The 14621-nt window shown below is 72.6% G+C and carries 14 protein-coding genes; 7 read left to right on the forward strand and 7 right to left on the reverse strand.

What is annotated here, in order from left to right:
• Positions 1 to 132: 132 nt before the first annotated feature.
• A complete protein-coding gene (locus tag E1267_RS37335) occupies positions 133 to 588 on the reverse strand; it encodes a GNAT family N-acetyltransferase (protein WP_132339954.1) in 456 nt (151 codons plus the stop codon).
• A gap of 211 nt (positions 589 to 799) precedes the next feature.
• Here E1267_RS37335 and E1267_RS37340 point away from each other — a divergent pair, with 211 nt between their 5' ends.
• The 3 genes from E1267_RS37340 (at position 800) to E1267_RS37350 (ending at position 4774) form a co-directional block, all read left to right on the forward strand.
• Positions 800 to 2002: a serine hydrolase domain-containing protein gene (locus E1267_RS37340; protein WP_220449863.1), complete on the forward strand. Its 1203-nt coding sequence runs from the start codon at positions 800 to 802 to the stop codon at positions 2000 to 2002.
• Between the two features lie 76 nt (positions 2003 to 2078).
• The gene (locus tag E1267_RS37345; protein ID WP_132339956.1) at positions 2079 to 2978 is read left to right on the forward strand and encodes a CHRD domain-containing protein; all 900 of its coding nucleotides are present in this window, start codon (positions 2079 to 2081) and stop codon (positions 2976 to 2978) included.
• 122 nt (positions 2979 to 3100) lie between these two features.
• The gene (locus tag E1267_RS37350) at positions 3101 to 4774 is read left to right on the forward strand and encodes a SpoIIE family protein phosphatase (protein ID WP_132339958.1); all 1674 of its coding nucleotides are present in this window, start codon (positions 3101 to 3103) and stop codon (positions 4772 to 4774) included.
• Between the two features lie 29 nt (positions 4775 to 4803).
• On the opposite strand, the gene E1267_RS37355 is transcribed toward E1267_RS37350, so the two are convergent.
• Together E1267_RS37355 and E1267_RS37360 are read right to left on the reverse strand one after the other, a co-directional pair.
• Positions 4804 to 5598: a neutral zinc metallopeptidase gene (locus E1267_RS37355; RefSeq protein ID WP_132339960.1), complete on the reverse strand. Its 795-nt coding sequence runs from the start codon at positions 5596 to 5598 to the stop codon at positions 4804 to 4806.
• Positions 5599 to 5609: 11 nt separating this feature from the next.
• The gene (locus tag E1267_RS37360) at positions 5610 to 6095 is read right to left on the reverse strand and encodes a hypothetical protein (RefSeq protein ID WP_132339962.1); all 486 of its coding nucleotides are present in this window, start codon (positions 6093 to 6095) and stop codon (positions 5610 to 5612) included.
• 197 nt (positions 6096 to 6292) lie between these two features.
• Between E1267_RS37360 and E1267_RS37365 the strand changes: the two genes are divergently transcribed.
• The gene (locus tag E1267_RS37365; protein ID WP_132339964.1) at positions 6293 to 7942 is read left to right on the forward strand and encodes an AMP-binding protein; all 1650 of its coding nucleotides are present in this window, start codon (positions 6293 to 6295) and stop codon (positions 7940 to 7942) included.
• Here E1267_RS37365 and E1267_RS37370 read toward each other — a convergent pair.
• A complete protein-coding gene (locus tag E1267_RS37370) occupies positions 7926 to 9062 on the reverse strand; it encodes an FAD-dependent oxidoreductase (protein ID WP_132339966.1) in 1137 nt (378 codons plus the stop codon). The two genes, E1267_RS37365 and E1267_RS37370, sit on opposite strands and share 17 nt — an antisense overlap.
• A 235-nt stretch (positions 9063 to 9297) precedes the next feature.
• Between E1267_RS37370 and E1267_RS37375 the strand changes: the two genes are divergently transcribed.
• Together E1267_RS37375 and E1267_RS37380 are read left to right on the forward strand one after the other, a co-directional pair.
• Positions 9298 to 10056 carry a phosphotransferase gene (locus E1267_RS37375; RefSeq protein ID WP_132339969.1) on the forward strand — a complete coding sequence of 253 codons (759 nt, stop codon included), beginning with the start codon at positions 9298 to 9300 and terminating at the stop codon, positions 10054 to 10056.
• A gap of 12 nt (positions 10057 to 10068) precedes the next feature.
• On the forward strand, positions 10069 to 11175 hold the full coding sequence (locus E1267_RS37380) for a HesA/MoeB/ThiF family protein (RefSeq protein ID WP_165960008.1): 1107 nt from the start codon (positions 10069 to 10071) through the stop codon (positions 11173 to 11175).
• A gap of 12 nt (positions 11176 to 11187) precedes the next feature.
• On the opposite strand, the gene E1267_RS47475 is transcribed toward E1267_RS37380, so the two are convergent.
• The gene (locus E1267_RS47475; protein ID WP_281283739.1) at positions 11188 to 11322 is read right to left on the reverse strand and encodes a hypothetical protein; all 135 of its coding nucleotides are present in this window, start codon (positions 11320 to 11322) and stop codon (positions 11188 to 11190) included.
• Positions 11319 to 11486: a fibronectin type III-like domain-contianing protein gene (locus tag E1267_RS44950; protein WP_165960009.1), complete on the reverse strand. Its 168-nt coding sequence runs from the start codon at positions 11484 to 11486 to the stop codon at positions 11319 to 11321. Before E1267_RS44950 ends, E1267_RS47475 begins: the two co-directional genes overlap by 4 nt.
• A 187-nt stretch (positions 11487 to 11673) precedes the next feature.
• Here E1267_RS44950 and E1267_RS37390 point away from each other — a divergent pair, with 187 nt between their 5' ends.
• Positions 11674 to 13131 carry an MFS transporter gene (locus E1267_RS37390; protein WP_246064500.1) on the forward strand — a complete coding sequence of 486 codons (1458 nt, stop codon included), beginning with the start codon at positions 11674 to 11676 and terminating at the stop codon, positions 13129 to 13131.
• A gap of 175 nt (positions 13132 to 13306) precedes the next feature.
• Here E1267_RS37390 and E1267_RS37395 read toward each other — a convergent pair whose 3' ends face one another.
• Entirely contained in the window at positions 13307 to 14110 is an 804-nt protein-coding gene (locus tag E1267_RS37395) for a glycerophosphodiester phosphodiesterase family protein (protein ID WP_132339977.1), read from the reverse strand.
• Positions 14111 to 14621 lie beyond the last annotated feature (511 nt).

Raw genomic sequence — 14621 nt, forward strand, 5'->3', positions numbered from 1 at the left:
GTGCCGAGGGTGTCGCCCGAGCGGTCCTGTGGTTGTGCTCCGACGCCGCCGCGCCGATCACCGGCGAGACGCTCCACGTTCCCTCGAGACTCTGCTGCGACGCCGGGCGGGGCAGCGGGGGGCCGCGAGGCGTCAGAGGGTTCTCGTCATGAACGCGCTGTGCGGGTCGGGCCGGTAGCCGGCGAACGGCTCGCAGTACGCGAAGCCGAACTTCTCGTACAACCGCCGCGCGGGCAGGAAGAACGCCGCCGACCCGGTCTCCAGGCTCAGCCGGGTGAAGCCCATCCTGCGGGCCTCGGCGATGATGTGCTCCAGCAGCAGCGACGCGATCCCGCTCTGCCGTCGCGCCCGCGAGGTGCGCATCGACTTCACCTCGGCGTGGCCGGAGTCCAGCCGTTTGATCGCCCCGCAGCCGACGATCGTGTCGCCGTCCATGACCGACCAGAACGTGACCCCGGGTTCGCGCAGCCCGTCGAGGTCGAGCGCGTGCTTGCTCTCCAGGGGCGTGATGGAGCGCATCTGCTGTACGTGCTCGTCAAGGAACGTGGCGATCTCCGGGCTGGACAGGTCGTCGACCACGATCTTCATGCGCGGCTCCTTCCGGCGGTTGTCAGGCACAGCGTGCCATCCCGCTTCCCGCCGGGTTCTGGAGGGGTGCCCGTCAGCCGGCCGCGCGTGGCGGGACGCCACTGAAGGGTGCCACGCGCGGCGGAGGCGGTAACGCCCAGGAAACGCCTCACCGGATTGGATCGCGTGCCAGGGGAAGACCGTGCCGGTCGTCCGTGGAGGAGGCATGATCATGGAACGTCGATCACCTGTGGCGTCGCGGCGGTCCTTGCTGGGGGCGATGGGAGCCGCGCCGTTCGCGGTCGCCGGCGGCATGGGGGCAGGACCCGCGCACGCCGCCCCGTCCCGGCGCGGACGCGTACCGAAGGAACTGCGCCCCGGCGGCGAGTACGACCGCTACGTCGCCGCCCGCGCCAAGGCGGACGAGTTCTCCGGCACGGTGCTGCTGGCCCACCGCGGCGAGCCCGTGCTGCAGCGCGCCTACGGCATGGCGGACAAGGCCGGGAAGGTCCGCAACCGCACGGACACCCTCTTCAACCTCGGCTCGATCGGCAAGTGCTTCACCGCCACGGCCGTGCTGCAGCTGGTGCAGCGGCGCAAGGTGGCGCTCCACGAGAAGCTGGGCGCCTACCTGGACGGCTTCCCCGCCGAAGTGGCGAAGAACGTGACCGTGCACCAGCTGCTGACGCACACGTCCGGGGTGGGCAGGCCGCCGAAGATGACGGGGCCGCCTGACCCGGAGGAGCGGGCGTGGGACACGGTCGAGGAGGTGTGGGAGGGCACCCAGAAGATCATCAGGGGCCTGCCGACGCAGTTCACGCCGGGCACGCGATACCAGTACAGCAACGACGGGTTCGTCGTGCTCGGCGCCATCGTGGCCGAGGTGTCGGGCCAGAACTACTACGACTACGTACGCGAGCACGTGTTCGCCCCGGCCGGGATGAGACGTACGGACTTCTACACCCGGCCGGAGATCCTGGCCGCGGACGACATCGCCCACTCCTACGCGACCGACCGCGAAACCGGTGCACGTTTCGACTTCACGACGAGCGAGATGGCCCCGTTCGTCGGCCTGCCCGCGGGCGGCTCGTACTCCACGACAGGGGAGCTGCTGAAATTCGTGACGGCGCTGCGGCAGGACGGCAGGCTGCTCGACCACGCGACCGTCGAGCTGGCCACGAGCGGCAAGACCGTCGTGCCTCCCGAGGAGGGGCAGGACTCGCTGCTGTCGTGCTCGCACTACGGCTACGGGTTCGCGACGCACATCTTCGGCGGCCGGCGGCTCTACGGCCACACGGGGGGCGGCCCGGGTGTGGGCGACACGTACAACGTCTATCCCGATCTGGACTGGGTGTCGGTGACGCTGGGCAACTACGACAGCTCGGGCACCAAGCCCATCCTGCAGCTGGAACGCCGGCTGATCACGGGCGACTAGGCGATGCCCGGACGGTGGTTGAACCCCGGCGGGGGAGGAGGCCGTACCAGGCCGAGAGACCACTGAAAGGGCAATCATGGACATGCGTACCCTCAGCGTTCCCGGCCTGGCCGTCGCCGCGGCGTTGGTCGCCGCCTCGCTCGCCCCGGTTCCCGCCGGCGCCACCACGCCCGTGTACCTGGCGGCGGTGCTCGACGGCGCCAACGAGGTGCCCGTCAAGGGGACGAAGGCCGGCGACCGGGACGGCAGCGCGATCGCCGTGTTCCGCGTCCACGGCCACCGGGTCGAGTACGCCGTGCGATGGCACAAGATCGCCGCGCCCAGCGGGTTCCACATCCACCGCGGCCAGGCCGGGGAGAACGGCGAGGTCAAGATTCCGTTCTTCGGCCAGGCGCTGCCCGCGACCCTCCACGCCGTCAAGGGCGCGGTCACCGTCAAGGACCGCGCCCTGCTCGGCCGCATCCTCAACAATCCGGGCAACTGGTACGCCAACCTGCACAATAAGAAGTTCGCCGCCGGAGCCGCGCGCGCCCAGCTGCACCGGATCCGCCCGGTGGCGCTGGAGTCGGTGCTGTCGCACGGGTTCACCACCACGCTCACCACGCGGGCGGACGGGCGGCAGGAGGTCCCGGCGGCAGGCACGAAGGTCGGCGACCGCGACGGCCGCGCCGGCTGGCTGGTGCAGCCGCAGGGCGGGCGGGTGTGGTTCGCCGCCGCGTGGGAACGGATCGGAGCGCCGGTGGGCGCGCATCTCCACCGGGCGCCGAAGGGCAAGAACGGGCCGGTGGCCGTGCCCTTCCTCGCCGCGAAGAAGGGCCTGCCGGCCGGCGTCAACGGCGTCGCGGGCAGCGCCGCAGTCTCCGCCGCGCTGGCCCGCCGCATCTGGAACAACCCCGGCAACTGGTACGCGAATCTGCACACCGCCCAGTTCCCCGGCGGTGCGATCCGCGGCCAGCTCTACCGGGGCGACTGGTAGGCAGGTGGCGTCAGGTGGCGTCACGGCATCGCCCTGCTCGCTGCCGTGAAATGTCCGTAATGACTGGATGGTGATGTGGGAGGTCGCTGGGTAGAGATCGCAGCACGGGGAAAGGAGCTGCGATGAACGTTCCAGCGGGGGGCGGGTACGATTTCCGGCTGCGGGACCTGTCCGACGTGGGAACGTACGTGGTGGACGACCGCGGGCACATCGTGGACGTCAACCCCCGGGCCGAGCAGATCCTCGACCGCGCCGCCTCGACCCTGCTGGGCAAGGACGCCCACGATCTGCTGCACCGCGGGAAGTACGGCGAGCCCCTGCCGCGCAGCCGGTGCACGGTGCGGCAGGCCCTCATCGCCGGCGAGACCCGCCAGTGCGACGATGAATGGCTGGAGTGCGGGAACGGCTCGCTGCTCGCGGTGTCCTGGTTGGTGACCCCCTACCAGAACGGCGAGGGCGACAAGGGCGCCCTGGTGCTCTTCCGCGAGGGATCCACGTCCGGCGCCGCGGAGGGAGGCAGACCGTCTGCGGCGTCGATGGCCGAACTGGACCGGCTGGCCCTGCTGGCGGAGGCGACCGCGACCCTCACCGCGAGCCTGGTCGTCGACGACACCGTACGCCAGCTCATCCGCCTGGTGGTCCCCCTGATGGCGGACTGGGCGGTGGTGGACCTGCTCACCGAGGAGGGCGGGGTGTCGCGCGCCGCCGTGGTGCACTACGAGAACGGCGTCCGGGTGCACCGGCGAGACCTGGAGGGGCCGATGACGCCCGTGCCGCAGGAGTCCTCGATGCCCCTGTCGCGTGCGCTGCGCGGGGTCACGCCCTCGCTGGTGGGACCGCAGGACTACCAGGGCCCTCCCGACTCGGACATCGCGGTGGCGCAGCGCGAGCTGTTCGACGGGACCGGCATGCACTCCGCGAGCATCGCGCCCATCCGCGGCGTGCGGGAGGTGGTGGGCGCGCTGACCTTGGGACGTTCCGAGCGCTCGGCGGCGTTCACGCCGGACGACATGCTGCTGGCCGAGGACATCGCCCGCCGCGCCGGGCTCGCGCTCGACAACGCCCGCCTGTACGAACGGCAGCGCCGGGTCGCGGAGACCATGCAGCGCCATCTGCTGCCGGCGCTGCCCCGCGTGCCGGGGCTGCAGATGGCCGCCCGCTACCTGCCCGCGCCCGACGCCTCACAGGTCGGCGGCGACTGGTACGACGCCTTCGTCCTGTCGGACGGGTCGGCAGGGCTGGTGATCGGCGACGTCGTCGGCCACGACCTCGACGCCGCGGCGGGCATGGCCCAGGTCTGCAACATGCTCCGCGCGTACGCCGGGGAGGTGGAGGAGCCTCCCAGCGTGATCGTGAACCGGCTCGACGAGGCGGTCGTGCGCATGGCCGAGACGACGATGGCGACCGTCGTCTTCGCCCGGGTGGAACGCCTGGAAGGCGCCTGGCGGCTGCGCTGGACCAACGCCGGCCATCCGCCGCCCCTCCTGGCCGAACGCGACGGGCCGGCCCGCTTCCTGGACGAGGGCAGCGGCCTCCTGCTGGGCACCGGGCTGTCCCCCGACCGCGACGACGCCGCCGTCCACCTGCCGCCCGGCGCGGTGCTGCTGCTCTACACCGACGGGCTGATCGAGTCTCCCGGCCACTCCCTCGACGAGGGCCTGGACAGGCTCGCCCGGCAGGCCTCCTCCCTGGTGGACAGGCCCCTTGGCACGATCTGCGACGCCCTGCTCGCCAACGTGCGCCCCACTGACAACGACGACGACGTCGCCATGCTCGCCCTCCGCGTCCCCGGCTGACCCGCACGGCCGACCTGTGCGGTCGCGCGTCAGGACACCTCGGCCGACGTGGCCGCCCAGGTGTTGCACGAGCCGGGGTCGCCGGTGGCGAAACCGCGCCCCACCCAGGAGCGGACCGTGGCGGTCGTGCCGTACCAGCTGTTCCTGCCGTCATCGTCGCCGACGGGGAGGGTCTTGAAGCGGTGCCAGTCCTTCGCGGAGCGCCCCTTCATGGGCCAGACGCTCTTCATGAACGCGCCGCCCAGGCACGCCGACTGGAGGAAGTAGCGCCGGGACTGCTCACGGGACTCGGCCTTCGAGCCGGCGTTCAGTTCCCCGAGGGCGGCCGAGATCCCGGTCAGGTGCTGCACGTGATAGGCGTACAGGGAGGCGGCCGTGTGGAACAACCAGAGGTCGGAGGGGGCGGCGGCCCACTCCTTGCCGATCTGGAAGATCAGCGTGCGGGACTTCTCGCAGTACCACGCCTGGGAGTCGGCGCCGTCCACGGGCAGGTCGCAGTGGTCGCTCGGGATCCGGCTCATGTGCCGCACCCTGACCGGCTCGTACGGCAGGCCCGCGCCGGTGAGGTGCCGTTTCCACGCCCGCTCCAGGCAGGCGACGACCGCGTTGACGTAGGCGCGCGCCAGCCTGCGGTCGTCGCGCCTGACCGGCGGCTCCGTGCACTTCGTGGCGGGCAGCGGACCCGCGTCGTAGAGCGCGTTGGCGGTCAGCTCGGAGCGGTCGACGGGATGGCTCGCCGTTTCCGCGGCGGCGGTCGCCGCCCACGGCCCGGTCAGTGAGGCGGCGAGGGTGCCCGCCAGCACCGTGATCATGAAAGGTCTCACGAGGCGTGACTTTAGGGCCCGGCCCCACCGTCCACAAATCGCCGTCGGCCGGTGGAGACAGCGTACGAACGGATCGTCTCCAGGAACAACCCGGTCACGGCGAGCCCGAGAAGCCCGTGGTGCCACCCCCAGCCCACGCCGATGCCGATCAGGCCGTCCACGGCCATGATCCCGCCGCCGCCGCCGACGGCCAGGGCCATCACGGCGAGCACGGGCAGCATCAGCCGCCTGGGCACCCGGCGGCCCAGCGGCAGGACCGTGAGGAGGACCACCCCGGCTGCCGCCACCCCCGACGCGGCCGCGAGCCACTGCGCCGCGGCCGGGTCCAGGAAGTAGCCCGCGGCCTCGGCGGGCGAGACCGGCGGCCCGCCGGGGAACCCGAGCCTCGCCTGCGTGGCGAAGGCGGCCTTCCCTGCGGCGTAACCGAGGAACGACCCCGCCACCGCGTACGCCGGCCAGCGTCGTGCGCGGCGGCGCCGCGGCTCGGAATGCGTCATGCACGTCACCGTACGGCCGCACGCCCCGGCCTCCTTCCCCGCCGCAGGGGAGGAACGTCCCCCGGGCGAGGGAGACGGCTACGTCATTTGTCCACCCACCGCCCGGTCATTTGGGCGGTGTCGCCCGGATCATGCCCGTGCCTACCATGTGGCGCAGCCGACGCGTTCCGCCGGGGGGACGAGAAGGGGGCCGATCCGTGGACGTCTCCATCGGCACGATCTGGGAGGCCGTCGCCCGGCGCCTCCCCGGCGCCGTGGCCATCTCCGAGCCGGGCCGCGATCACACGTACGCCGAGTTCGAGGACCGGGCGGCGCGGCTGGCCACGGCGCTGGAGCGGGCCGGGGTCGGGCCGGGCGACACGGTGGCCTGCTACCTGTACAACGGCGCGGCCTACCTCGAGACCGTCTTCGCCGCGTTCAAGCTCGGCGCCGTGCCGGTCAACGCCAACTACCGCTACACCGGGAAGGAACTGTCCGCCGTGCTGCGCGACGCCGACGCCGCGGCGATCGTCTTCAGCGGTGAGCTGGCCGCCCACGTCGGCCACGCCGCGCGTACGGTGCCCACGCTGCGCCTGCTCGTACGCGCCGGTGAGCCCGCCGGTGAGCCCGCCGGCCCTCCCGCGACCGGCCTCGACGATCTCCTCGCCGGTACGGAGCCGAGACCCGCCGCGTCACGGCCGAGCACGGACCGCCTGTTCATGTACACCGGCGGCACCACGGGCCGGCCGAAGGGCGTCATCTGGCGGCAGGGCGACCTGCTGCACTCGCTGACGGTGCCGATCTTCCGGCCGCTGGGCGTGTCCGAGCTGCCCTCGACGCTCGACGAGGCGGCGCGGATCGCGGAGACGGCGCACGCGGAGGGCCGGGCGCCCGCCACGCTGCCGGTGGTCCCGCTCATGCACGCCACCGGGCTGTTCAACTCGATGGGCGCCCTGCTCACCGGCGGCCGGGTCATCACGACCCGCCAGGGCGGGCTCGACGCGCGGCACGTCTGGGAGACCGTCGCGGCGCGGCGGGCCGGCACGATCATCGTGGCGGGCAACGCGGTGTGCCGGCCGCTCGTGGACGAGCTCGTCGCGGCGCAGGACGCCGGGAGGCCGTACGACCTGACCTCGCTCTCGTCGGTGATCAGCTCGGGCACGGTCCTCAGCGACGGGCTCAAGCGTGCCCTGCACGAGCGGGCCGACGTCACGATCATCGACGCGCTCGCCTCCAGCGAGGGAGGGCCGTTCGCCTTCGCCATCACCTCCTTCACCGGCGACCTGCCCAGCCGCTTCCACCCGGTGCCGGCGACCAAGGTCATCTCCTCCGACGGCGCGGAGATCGCCCCCGGCAGCGGGGAGACGGGCGTGCTCGCCTACGCCGGCCCGCTGCCGCTCGGCTACCACAAGGACCCCGCCAGGACCGAGGCCACGTTCCGCGTCATCGACGGCGTCCGCCACTCCGTCCCCGGCGACCTCGCGCGGGTCGAGGAGGACGGCGCGATCACCTTCCTCGGCCGGGACTCGGGCGTGATCAACACGGGCGGGGAGAAGGTCTTCCCGCAGGAGGTCGAGAACGCGCTGCTCGCCCACCCGGGCGTGAACGACTGCGTCGTGGTCGGCGTCCGGGACGAGACGTGGGGCGAGCGCGTCTCGGCGGTGGTCGCCACCGGGGACGGCACGCTCACGGAGCGGGAGCTCCAGGACTGGGTCCGCCGCGGCCTGGCCGGCTACAAGGTGCCACGCGCCATCGTGCTCCTCCCGGCCCTGCGCAGGACGCCCACGGGGAAGCTCGAAGTGGCGTGGGCCCGCCGCGTGATCGAGGAGGGCGGCGGCGCCCCGGGAGCTCTCAGATCCGGTCGCTGAGGGCGCTGAGCAGGCGTCCGAACCCCCGGGTGGCCAGCCGTGGCGGCGCGGCGCCGTTCATGCGCATGAGGCGCTCGCTCTGCATCAACGTACGCGGGCCGGACACGGCCAGGGTGTTCGAGGCGACGGTGGAGGCCAGGGCCGCCCGCCGCCTGCGCCTGGCGGAGTAGACGCCGACGACCGCGGCCGGGTCGGGCACCGTGGCCAGGCAGTCAACCAGGGTCGCCACGTCCTCAAGGGCCTGGTTGGTGCCCTGCGCCCCGACAGGCGGCATGCCGTGCGCGGCGTCCCCGAGCAGCACGCACCGGTTGTGGCCCCAGCGGCACGGCACCTTGTGCCGGGTGTGCGGGAACAACCCGGCGTCGCCGTCGCGCAGCGAGTCCAGCACCTGCTCGACGGGGGAGGCCCATCCCCCGAACCGTCGGCGTAACATCTCCAGCGGCTTGTCCTCCCTCGGTGTGCCGGGCGACCACGGCACGTCGAAGAACCACTGCATGAGCCCGTCGCCCGCGCTCGCGTAACCGAAGTCGCCCTGCCTGCCGACCATCAGCGTCGTGACCGAGCCCAGGTCGAACGGGGCCGGCGTCAGCCCTTGCCAGATCGCCGCGCCGGTCGGCGCAGCCGGGGCGTCGCCCAGCACGAGGGCCCGCACCCGCGAGCGCACCCCGTCGGCCCCCACCAGGAAGTCGCCGGCGAACTCCTCGCCCGTCCGCGTCCGCACCCGTACGCCGTCGCGGCCGGCCAGCACCTCCGTGACCCGCGCGCCGAACCGTACGGTGCCCTCCGGCAGCCCGTCGTTCAGAAGGGTGATCAACGAGCCGCGCGGGAGCACGCGGGCCGCCGACCCGAACCGTTCCGCCAGCTCCTCCAGGTCGAGTTCCAGCACCGGATGGCCGCCCGCCGTCCGCAGGCGCATCGCCGTCAGCCGCTGCCCCGTCCCCTCCAGGTCGACGCCGACGTCCCCGAGGATCGCCGTGCCGTTGCACCACAAGGTGATGGCCCCGCCTCCCAGCCGCAGCCCCGGCGCCTGCTCCAGCACCACCACCTCGTGCCCGGCGGCGATGAGCCCCCGAGCCGCCGCCAGCCCGCTGATCCCCGCTCCCGCCACGATCACCCGCACCGGCGGCCCTCCAACTCTACGTTTCGTAGTACTACATCTTATAGAGCCATGGCGCCGGCCGCCGGAGCGGGGTCGATCATACGCGGGGGCACGGTCCCGCCGGCGGGCACGGCCTTGCCGGGAACGCGGTCTTGATGGGACGCGGTCGCCGTGCGAGATTTCATGGGGCGAGGACGGAGCAGGAAACCCTCGATCGACGTGAGCCGCCCGGCCGCTGCCCCGATGGGAGGCGCTCGTGACCGGGAGTCGGCTCGGAGGCGGGAACGACGGCGGCGCCGTACGCGTGGGGTCCCGGGTCCGGCGGCCCGTGCGGGCGTGGACGGCGTCCGTGCACGAGTTGCTGTGGCACCTGGAACGCAGAGGGTTCGAGGGGGCGCCCCGGGTCCTCGGCGTCGACGCCGACGGTTACGAGCTCCTCACCTATCTGGAGGGTGACACGGTCGGCGACGCCCTGGTGTGGCCGTGGTGGACCCGCACCGAGGACACGCTCGTGCAGGTGGCGTCGTGGCTGCGGTCCTACCACGAGGCGGTGGCCGACTTCGTGCCGCCCGACGGCGCTCACTGGCGCACCGGCCGGCCATGGGAGCCGGGGCTCGTCATCGGGCACAACGACGCCAGCCCGTTCAACGCCGCCTACCACGACGGGCGGCTGGCCGGTTTCTTCGACTGGGACTTCGCCGGCCCGACCACGGTGGACTCCGACGTGGCGTCGGTGGCGCTGTGCTGGGTGCCGCTGCACGCCCGCCACGTGGTCTCCGCCGAGGGGTTCACGGAGTTCCGCGCGCGGCCCGCGCGGCTGCGCCGGTTCCTGGACGCGTACGGATGGAAGGGCCGGACGGAGAGCATCATCGAGGACGCCCAGGAGCAGATGAGCGCGCGGGCGCGACTGATCCGCCGGCTGGGCGTCACCGGCGACGGCCTGTACGCCAGGCTGCTGCGCCGCGGCGTCGCCGACGACCTCGACCAGGCCGTTCGGGAACTCGACGACTTCTGAGGAGGCATGCCCGTGACAGAGGCCGCTTGGCGTCCCCGCCTGCGCGACAGCGTGATCGTGCAGACGGACGGCGGCACGCTGCTGTTCCTGTGCCTGGCGGACCGGACCGTCAAGAGATTCGCCTGCGACCCCTTCGTGAAAGACGTGGTGCGGCTGCTCGACGGCACCCGTTCGATCGGCGAGATCGGCGCGCTGGCCCGCGGCGACGACCCGGAGGCGGAACAGCGGGTGGCGGAGGTCGTGCAGATCCTCGCGGAGGAACGGCTGCTCAGCAGGACCCGCGACCCCGAACGGGACTTCCGCCTGCTGGGCGAGGAACGGGCCGGGTTCTACGACCGTCAGCTCCGGCTGTTCCAGGACTTCTGCGACGAGGGCCTGGCGCCGGAGACGAGCGGCGTCGGCCTCCAGCGGCGCGTCGACGGCGCGACCGCCGCCGTCTGCGGCGTCGGCGGCATCGGCGGATGGGTGGCGCTCGCGCTGGCCGTCGCCGGCGTCGGGCGGATCCGCCTGTGCGACTTCGACCGGGTCGAACGCTCGAACCTCACCCGGCAGGTGGTGTTCAGGGTCGGCGACGTGGGCGCCCCCAAGGTCGAGGCGGCCGCGGCGAGGTTGCGCGAGGCGAACCCGTACGTCGAGGTCGAGACCTTCGACCGCCGCATCGGCGGGGCCGGCGACCTTGAGGACGTCGTGGCCGGCGCGGACGTCGTCGTCGGCGCGGCCGACCTGCCCACCCCCAACGACGTGGCGGGCTGGGTGAGCGAGGCCTGCTGGCCGCGTGTCCCGCACATCATGGGCACCGGGTACGCCTACCACATCGGCGTGCTCGGCACCTCGATCGTCCCGGGACGGACCGCCTGCTGGGCGTGCGTACGCGCCGAGACGTTCGCCGACCACGGCCGCGACGGCATGGAGACGGTCGTCGGGAAGAGGGAGAAGGCGGGCGCGATGGGGGCGCTGTGCGGTCTCGTCGGCAACATCCTGGCCTGGGAGGCCCTCCGCCTCATCGCCGGCCTGCCGCCCGCGCTCGGCGGCAGGTGGAGCGAGGTGGACTTCTGGCCGCTGGAGATCCGGTCGCGAGCCGTGCCGCGACGTCCCGGCTGCCCCACGTGCGGAACGTGACCGGCCCGCCCGTCAGGCGGCGGTGCCGCGCCTCGTCCGCCGTACCAGCAGGCCGATGAGGTAGCCGCCGCCGATCACCGTGGTCACCACGCCGACCGGCAGCGAGACCGGCGCCAGGAGGAACTGCGCGGCCGGAGGTCGTTTCATGGTGCGCTGACCTGGGCGGTGAGGGGGAGGCCGGCGACGCTGGAGCCGGCGTGCACGGTGTACTCGCCCGGCTCGGTCCGCCAGCTCCCGTCCCAGTGCTGGAACGCGCGCCGCGCGAGCGGGATCGTCACCCGCTCGGCCTGCCCGGCGCCGGCCCGCACCACCGCGTGTGGTCGGACAGTAAGACCGACTACTACGTCAACGGCACGAAGGTGCGTCCGATCACGGACGCGGCGACGCCCGCTGGCGCGCGGGCGGCCGGGCCGAGGTCTGGCGCGAGCGGGGGGTGGGTATTCCATTCGCGGTGTCTGGCAGCCTTGTGCTGTCCTGTCCCCGACCGAACGGAGCCCGGTGGCGCTTCCCCCATCCCCCAGCAGATCGAGCGGGCTCGTCACCGCCGCCCTGGCCTTCAGCGGCATGGTCGTGTCGATGATGTTCACCCTGATGGTGCCCGTCATCCCCGACCTGCCGCGGCTGCTGTCGGCCCCGGCGGAGGACGCGTCCTGGGCCATCACCTCCACGCTGCTGTCCTCGGCGGTGTTCACGCCGGTGAGCGGGCGGCTGGGCGACATGTACGGCAAGCGCCGCATGATGGTGATCAGCCTCGCCCTGATGGTCATCGGATCGGCGATCTGCGTCTTCACCAGTGCCCTGCCCCTCGTGGTGCTCGGCCGTACGCTCCAGGGCTGCGCGGTCGGCGTGATCCCGCTCGGCATCAGCATCATGCGCGACCTGCTGCCGTCCGGGCGGCTGGGCTCGGCCATGGCCCTGATGAGCGCGACGCTGGGCGCGGGCGGCGCGATCGGGCTGCCGGTGGGCGCCGTCGTCGCACAGTACGCCGACTGGCACATGCTCTTCCTGGTGGCCGCCGCGATGGGGGCGACGGGCCTGGTCCTGACCCTCACGATCGTGCCCGACTCGTCGCTGCGCGCGGGCGGACGCTTCGACTTCCCCGGCGTGGTGGGCCTGTCGGCCGGCCTGGTGTGCTTTCTGCTGCCCATCAGCAAGGGCGGCAGCTGGGGCTGGACGAGCCCGCTCACCCTGGGGTTGTTCGCCGCGGCGGCCGTCATCTTCGCCGTCTGGACGTTCGTGGAGCTGCGGGTCGCCAATCCTCTGGTCGACCTGCGGACCACCACCCGGCGTCAGGTGCTGCTCACCAACCTGGCGTCCATCGCGTTCGGATTCGCCATGTTCGGCACCCAGCTCGTCTTCCCCCAGGTGCTCCAGGCTCCGCCCGCCACCGGTTACGGGCTCGGGCTCTCCCTGTTCGAGGCCGGGCTCTGCATGGCGGTGGGCGGCGGCATGATGATCCTGCTCTCGCCCGTCTCGGCCCGCATCACCGGCGCCTACGGCCCCAAGGTGACGCTCATCCTCGGCGCCCTGCTCGCCGTCGCGGGCTACGCCGGCGCGCTGGCCGTGATGACGGAGGTCTGGCACGTCGCGCTGGCCGCGACCATCGTCTCGGCGGGGGCCGGCCTGGGTTACGCCGCGATGCCGGCCTCGATCATGAGCGCGGTCCCCGTCTCGGAGACGGCCGCGGCCAACGGGTTCAACTCGCTGATGCGCTCCATCGGCACGGCGACGGCCAGCGCGGTGATCAGCACCGTGCTGGCCGCGCACACCGTGCGGCTGGGCGCCGCCTCGCTGCCCACGCAGGACGGCCTGCGCTACGCGTTGATCATTTCGGCGGCCGCGGGGGTCGCCGGCATGGCGATCTCCGTGTTCCTGCCCCGCCGCCGGCCCTCCCGCCCGGAGGCCGGGCCTGGACGTGTGGTGAGCCGCCCGTCAGGCGTACAGGCGCCGTCGTGACTCCGGGGGACGGCCGCGCGGCCGTCCCCCGGGCGGCCTCGGACCGGCGGCGCATGCCCTTGGAAACGGGAGGGCGGCCCTGCACAGTTCATCGTGTACGCCCGGCCGCCGGCGCCGGGATGGAACTCCGGGTGCCGGTCTGCCGGGGGACCCGGTGGGGCGTGGAGCGGTGCGTTCAGCCGCAGGCGTCGGTGAGCCAGGCGCGATATTCCTTCGTGAAGTTCGTCATCACGCTCTTCGGCGCCTGGGCCAGCACCTCCCGCCAGCGGCTCACGTTGCCGTTCCAGGCGGGTGGCGGCTCCGCCCAGCTGACGCTGTCGGTCCAGCGCGCCTCGGGGCCCTTGAGCAGGCCGGGATGGCGCTTGGCGAGTTCGGCCTGGATCCAGGAGTCCTGCGAGTAGACCAGGATGCGTTGCGAGGCCTGGCGTTCCTTGATCGGGTCGGAGATCTCCTTCCACGCGGCCGTGGCGTAGGCGGGGTCGGAGAGCACGGCTCTGGCCTCGGGCTTGACCTCCAGCAGAGCGATCAGGCCGGCTGAGCGCACGTGGTCGAGCCACTGCCGCAGCGTGTGCACCTGTTCCCCCGCGTACGGGCCGCGTGCGATGCGGCGGTCGCGCAGGTTGTCGCTTCCGGCCGTCCACCAGAGATCGGTGATGTTCTTCCTGGTGCCCGTCAACCCGTTGGTGGTGGTGTTGTGCCACATGACGGCCTTGGTGCCGTGCCGGGTGAGCTGCACGTCGCCTTCCACCCCGTCGGCGCCCCAATCCTTCTGGGCGTTCACGGCGCGGGCGTTGTTGGGCTGGCGGATCTGGTCGCGTTCCCAGGGGTTCGGCCCGGAAGGATAGCCGCCGTGCCCGAAGACCAGCGGGCAGGAGGCCGCGCCGGCCGCCGTCGCCTGGGAGTGCGCCACGGGCGGCGTGCCCGCCAGGGCGATCGCGGCCACCGAGGTCACGAACGCGGCCTTCGTCCTGATCAGCATGAGAGGGTGACTCCGTCCGTCGGTTCGGCCAGGGGGATGATCCGCACGGGCAGAGTATGGGCGGGACTTTGGCCGATCAAGGGTTTGCGGGCGGCGGGAGTCGTCGCCCGGGGGTAAAAACCCGGTCAGAAGCATCCCGGGCGGGCACACGTGACACAGGCGGGGTGTTGTCGCAGGGGAGACGGGCACATGACGGTCCCGTCAGCGGCACGATCACGGAGGTCACCATGTCTCTGCTGCACTACTTCGGCATTGCACGTCAACCAGTGCCCAATCCGGACCTATATCCGGACTCTTCCGGCGCGAGTGCGCGCCGGCGTCGTCGTCGTCGGCGCCGGTGAGCTGACCGCCGACCTCAGGAACATCCGACCGGACACTTCCGGCCGGATGTTTCGCGTCTCCGCCCGGAACTCATGGTGGCGACGGCACCACGGACAACTCGCCGGGGTAGGCGTCGGCCGGCGCGCACGCGGACCGGTCAGCCGTTCGGTGGGGCGGGTCAGCCGTCCGG

The sequence above is a fragment of the Nonomuraea longispora genome, assembly GCF_004348345.1.
GTDB lineage: Bacteria > Actinomycetota > Actinomycetes > Streptosporangiales > Streptosporangiaceae > Nonomuraea > Nonomuraea longispora.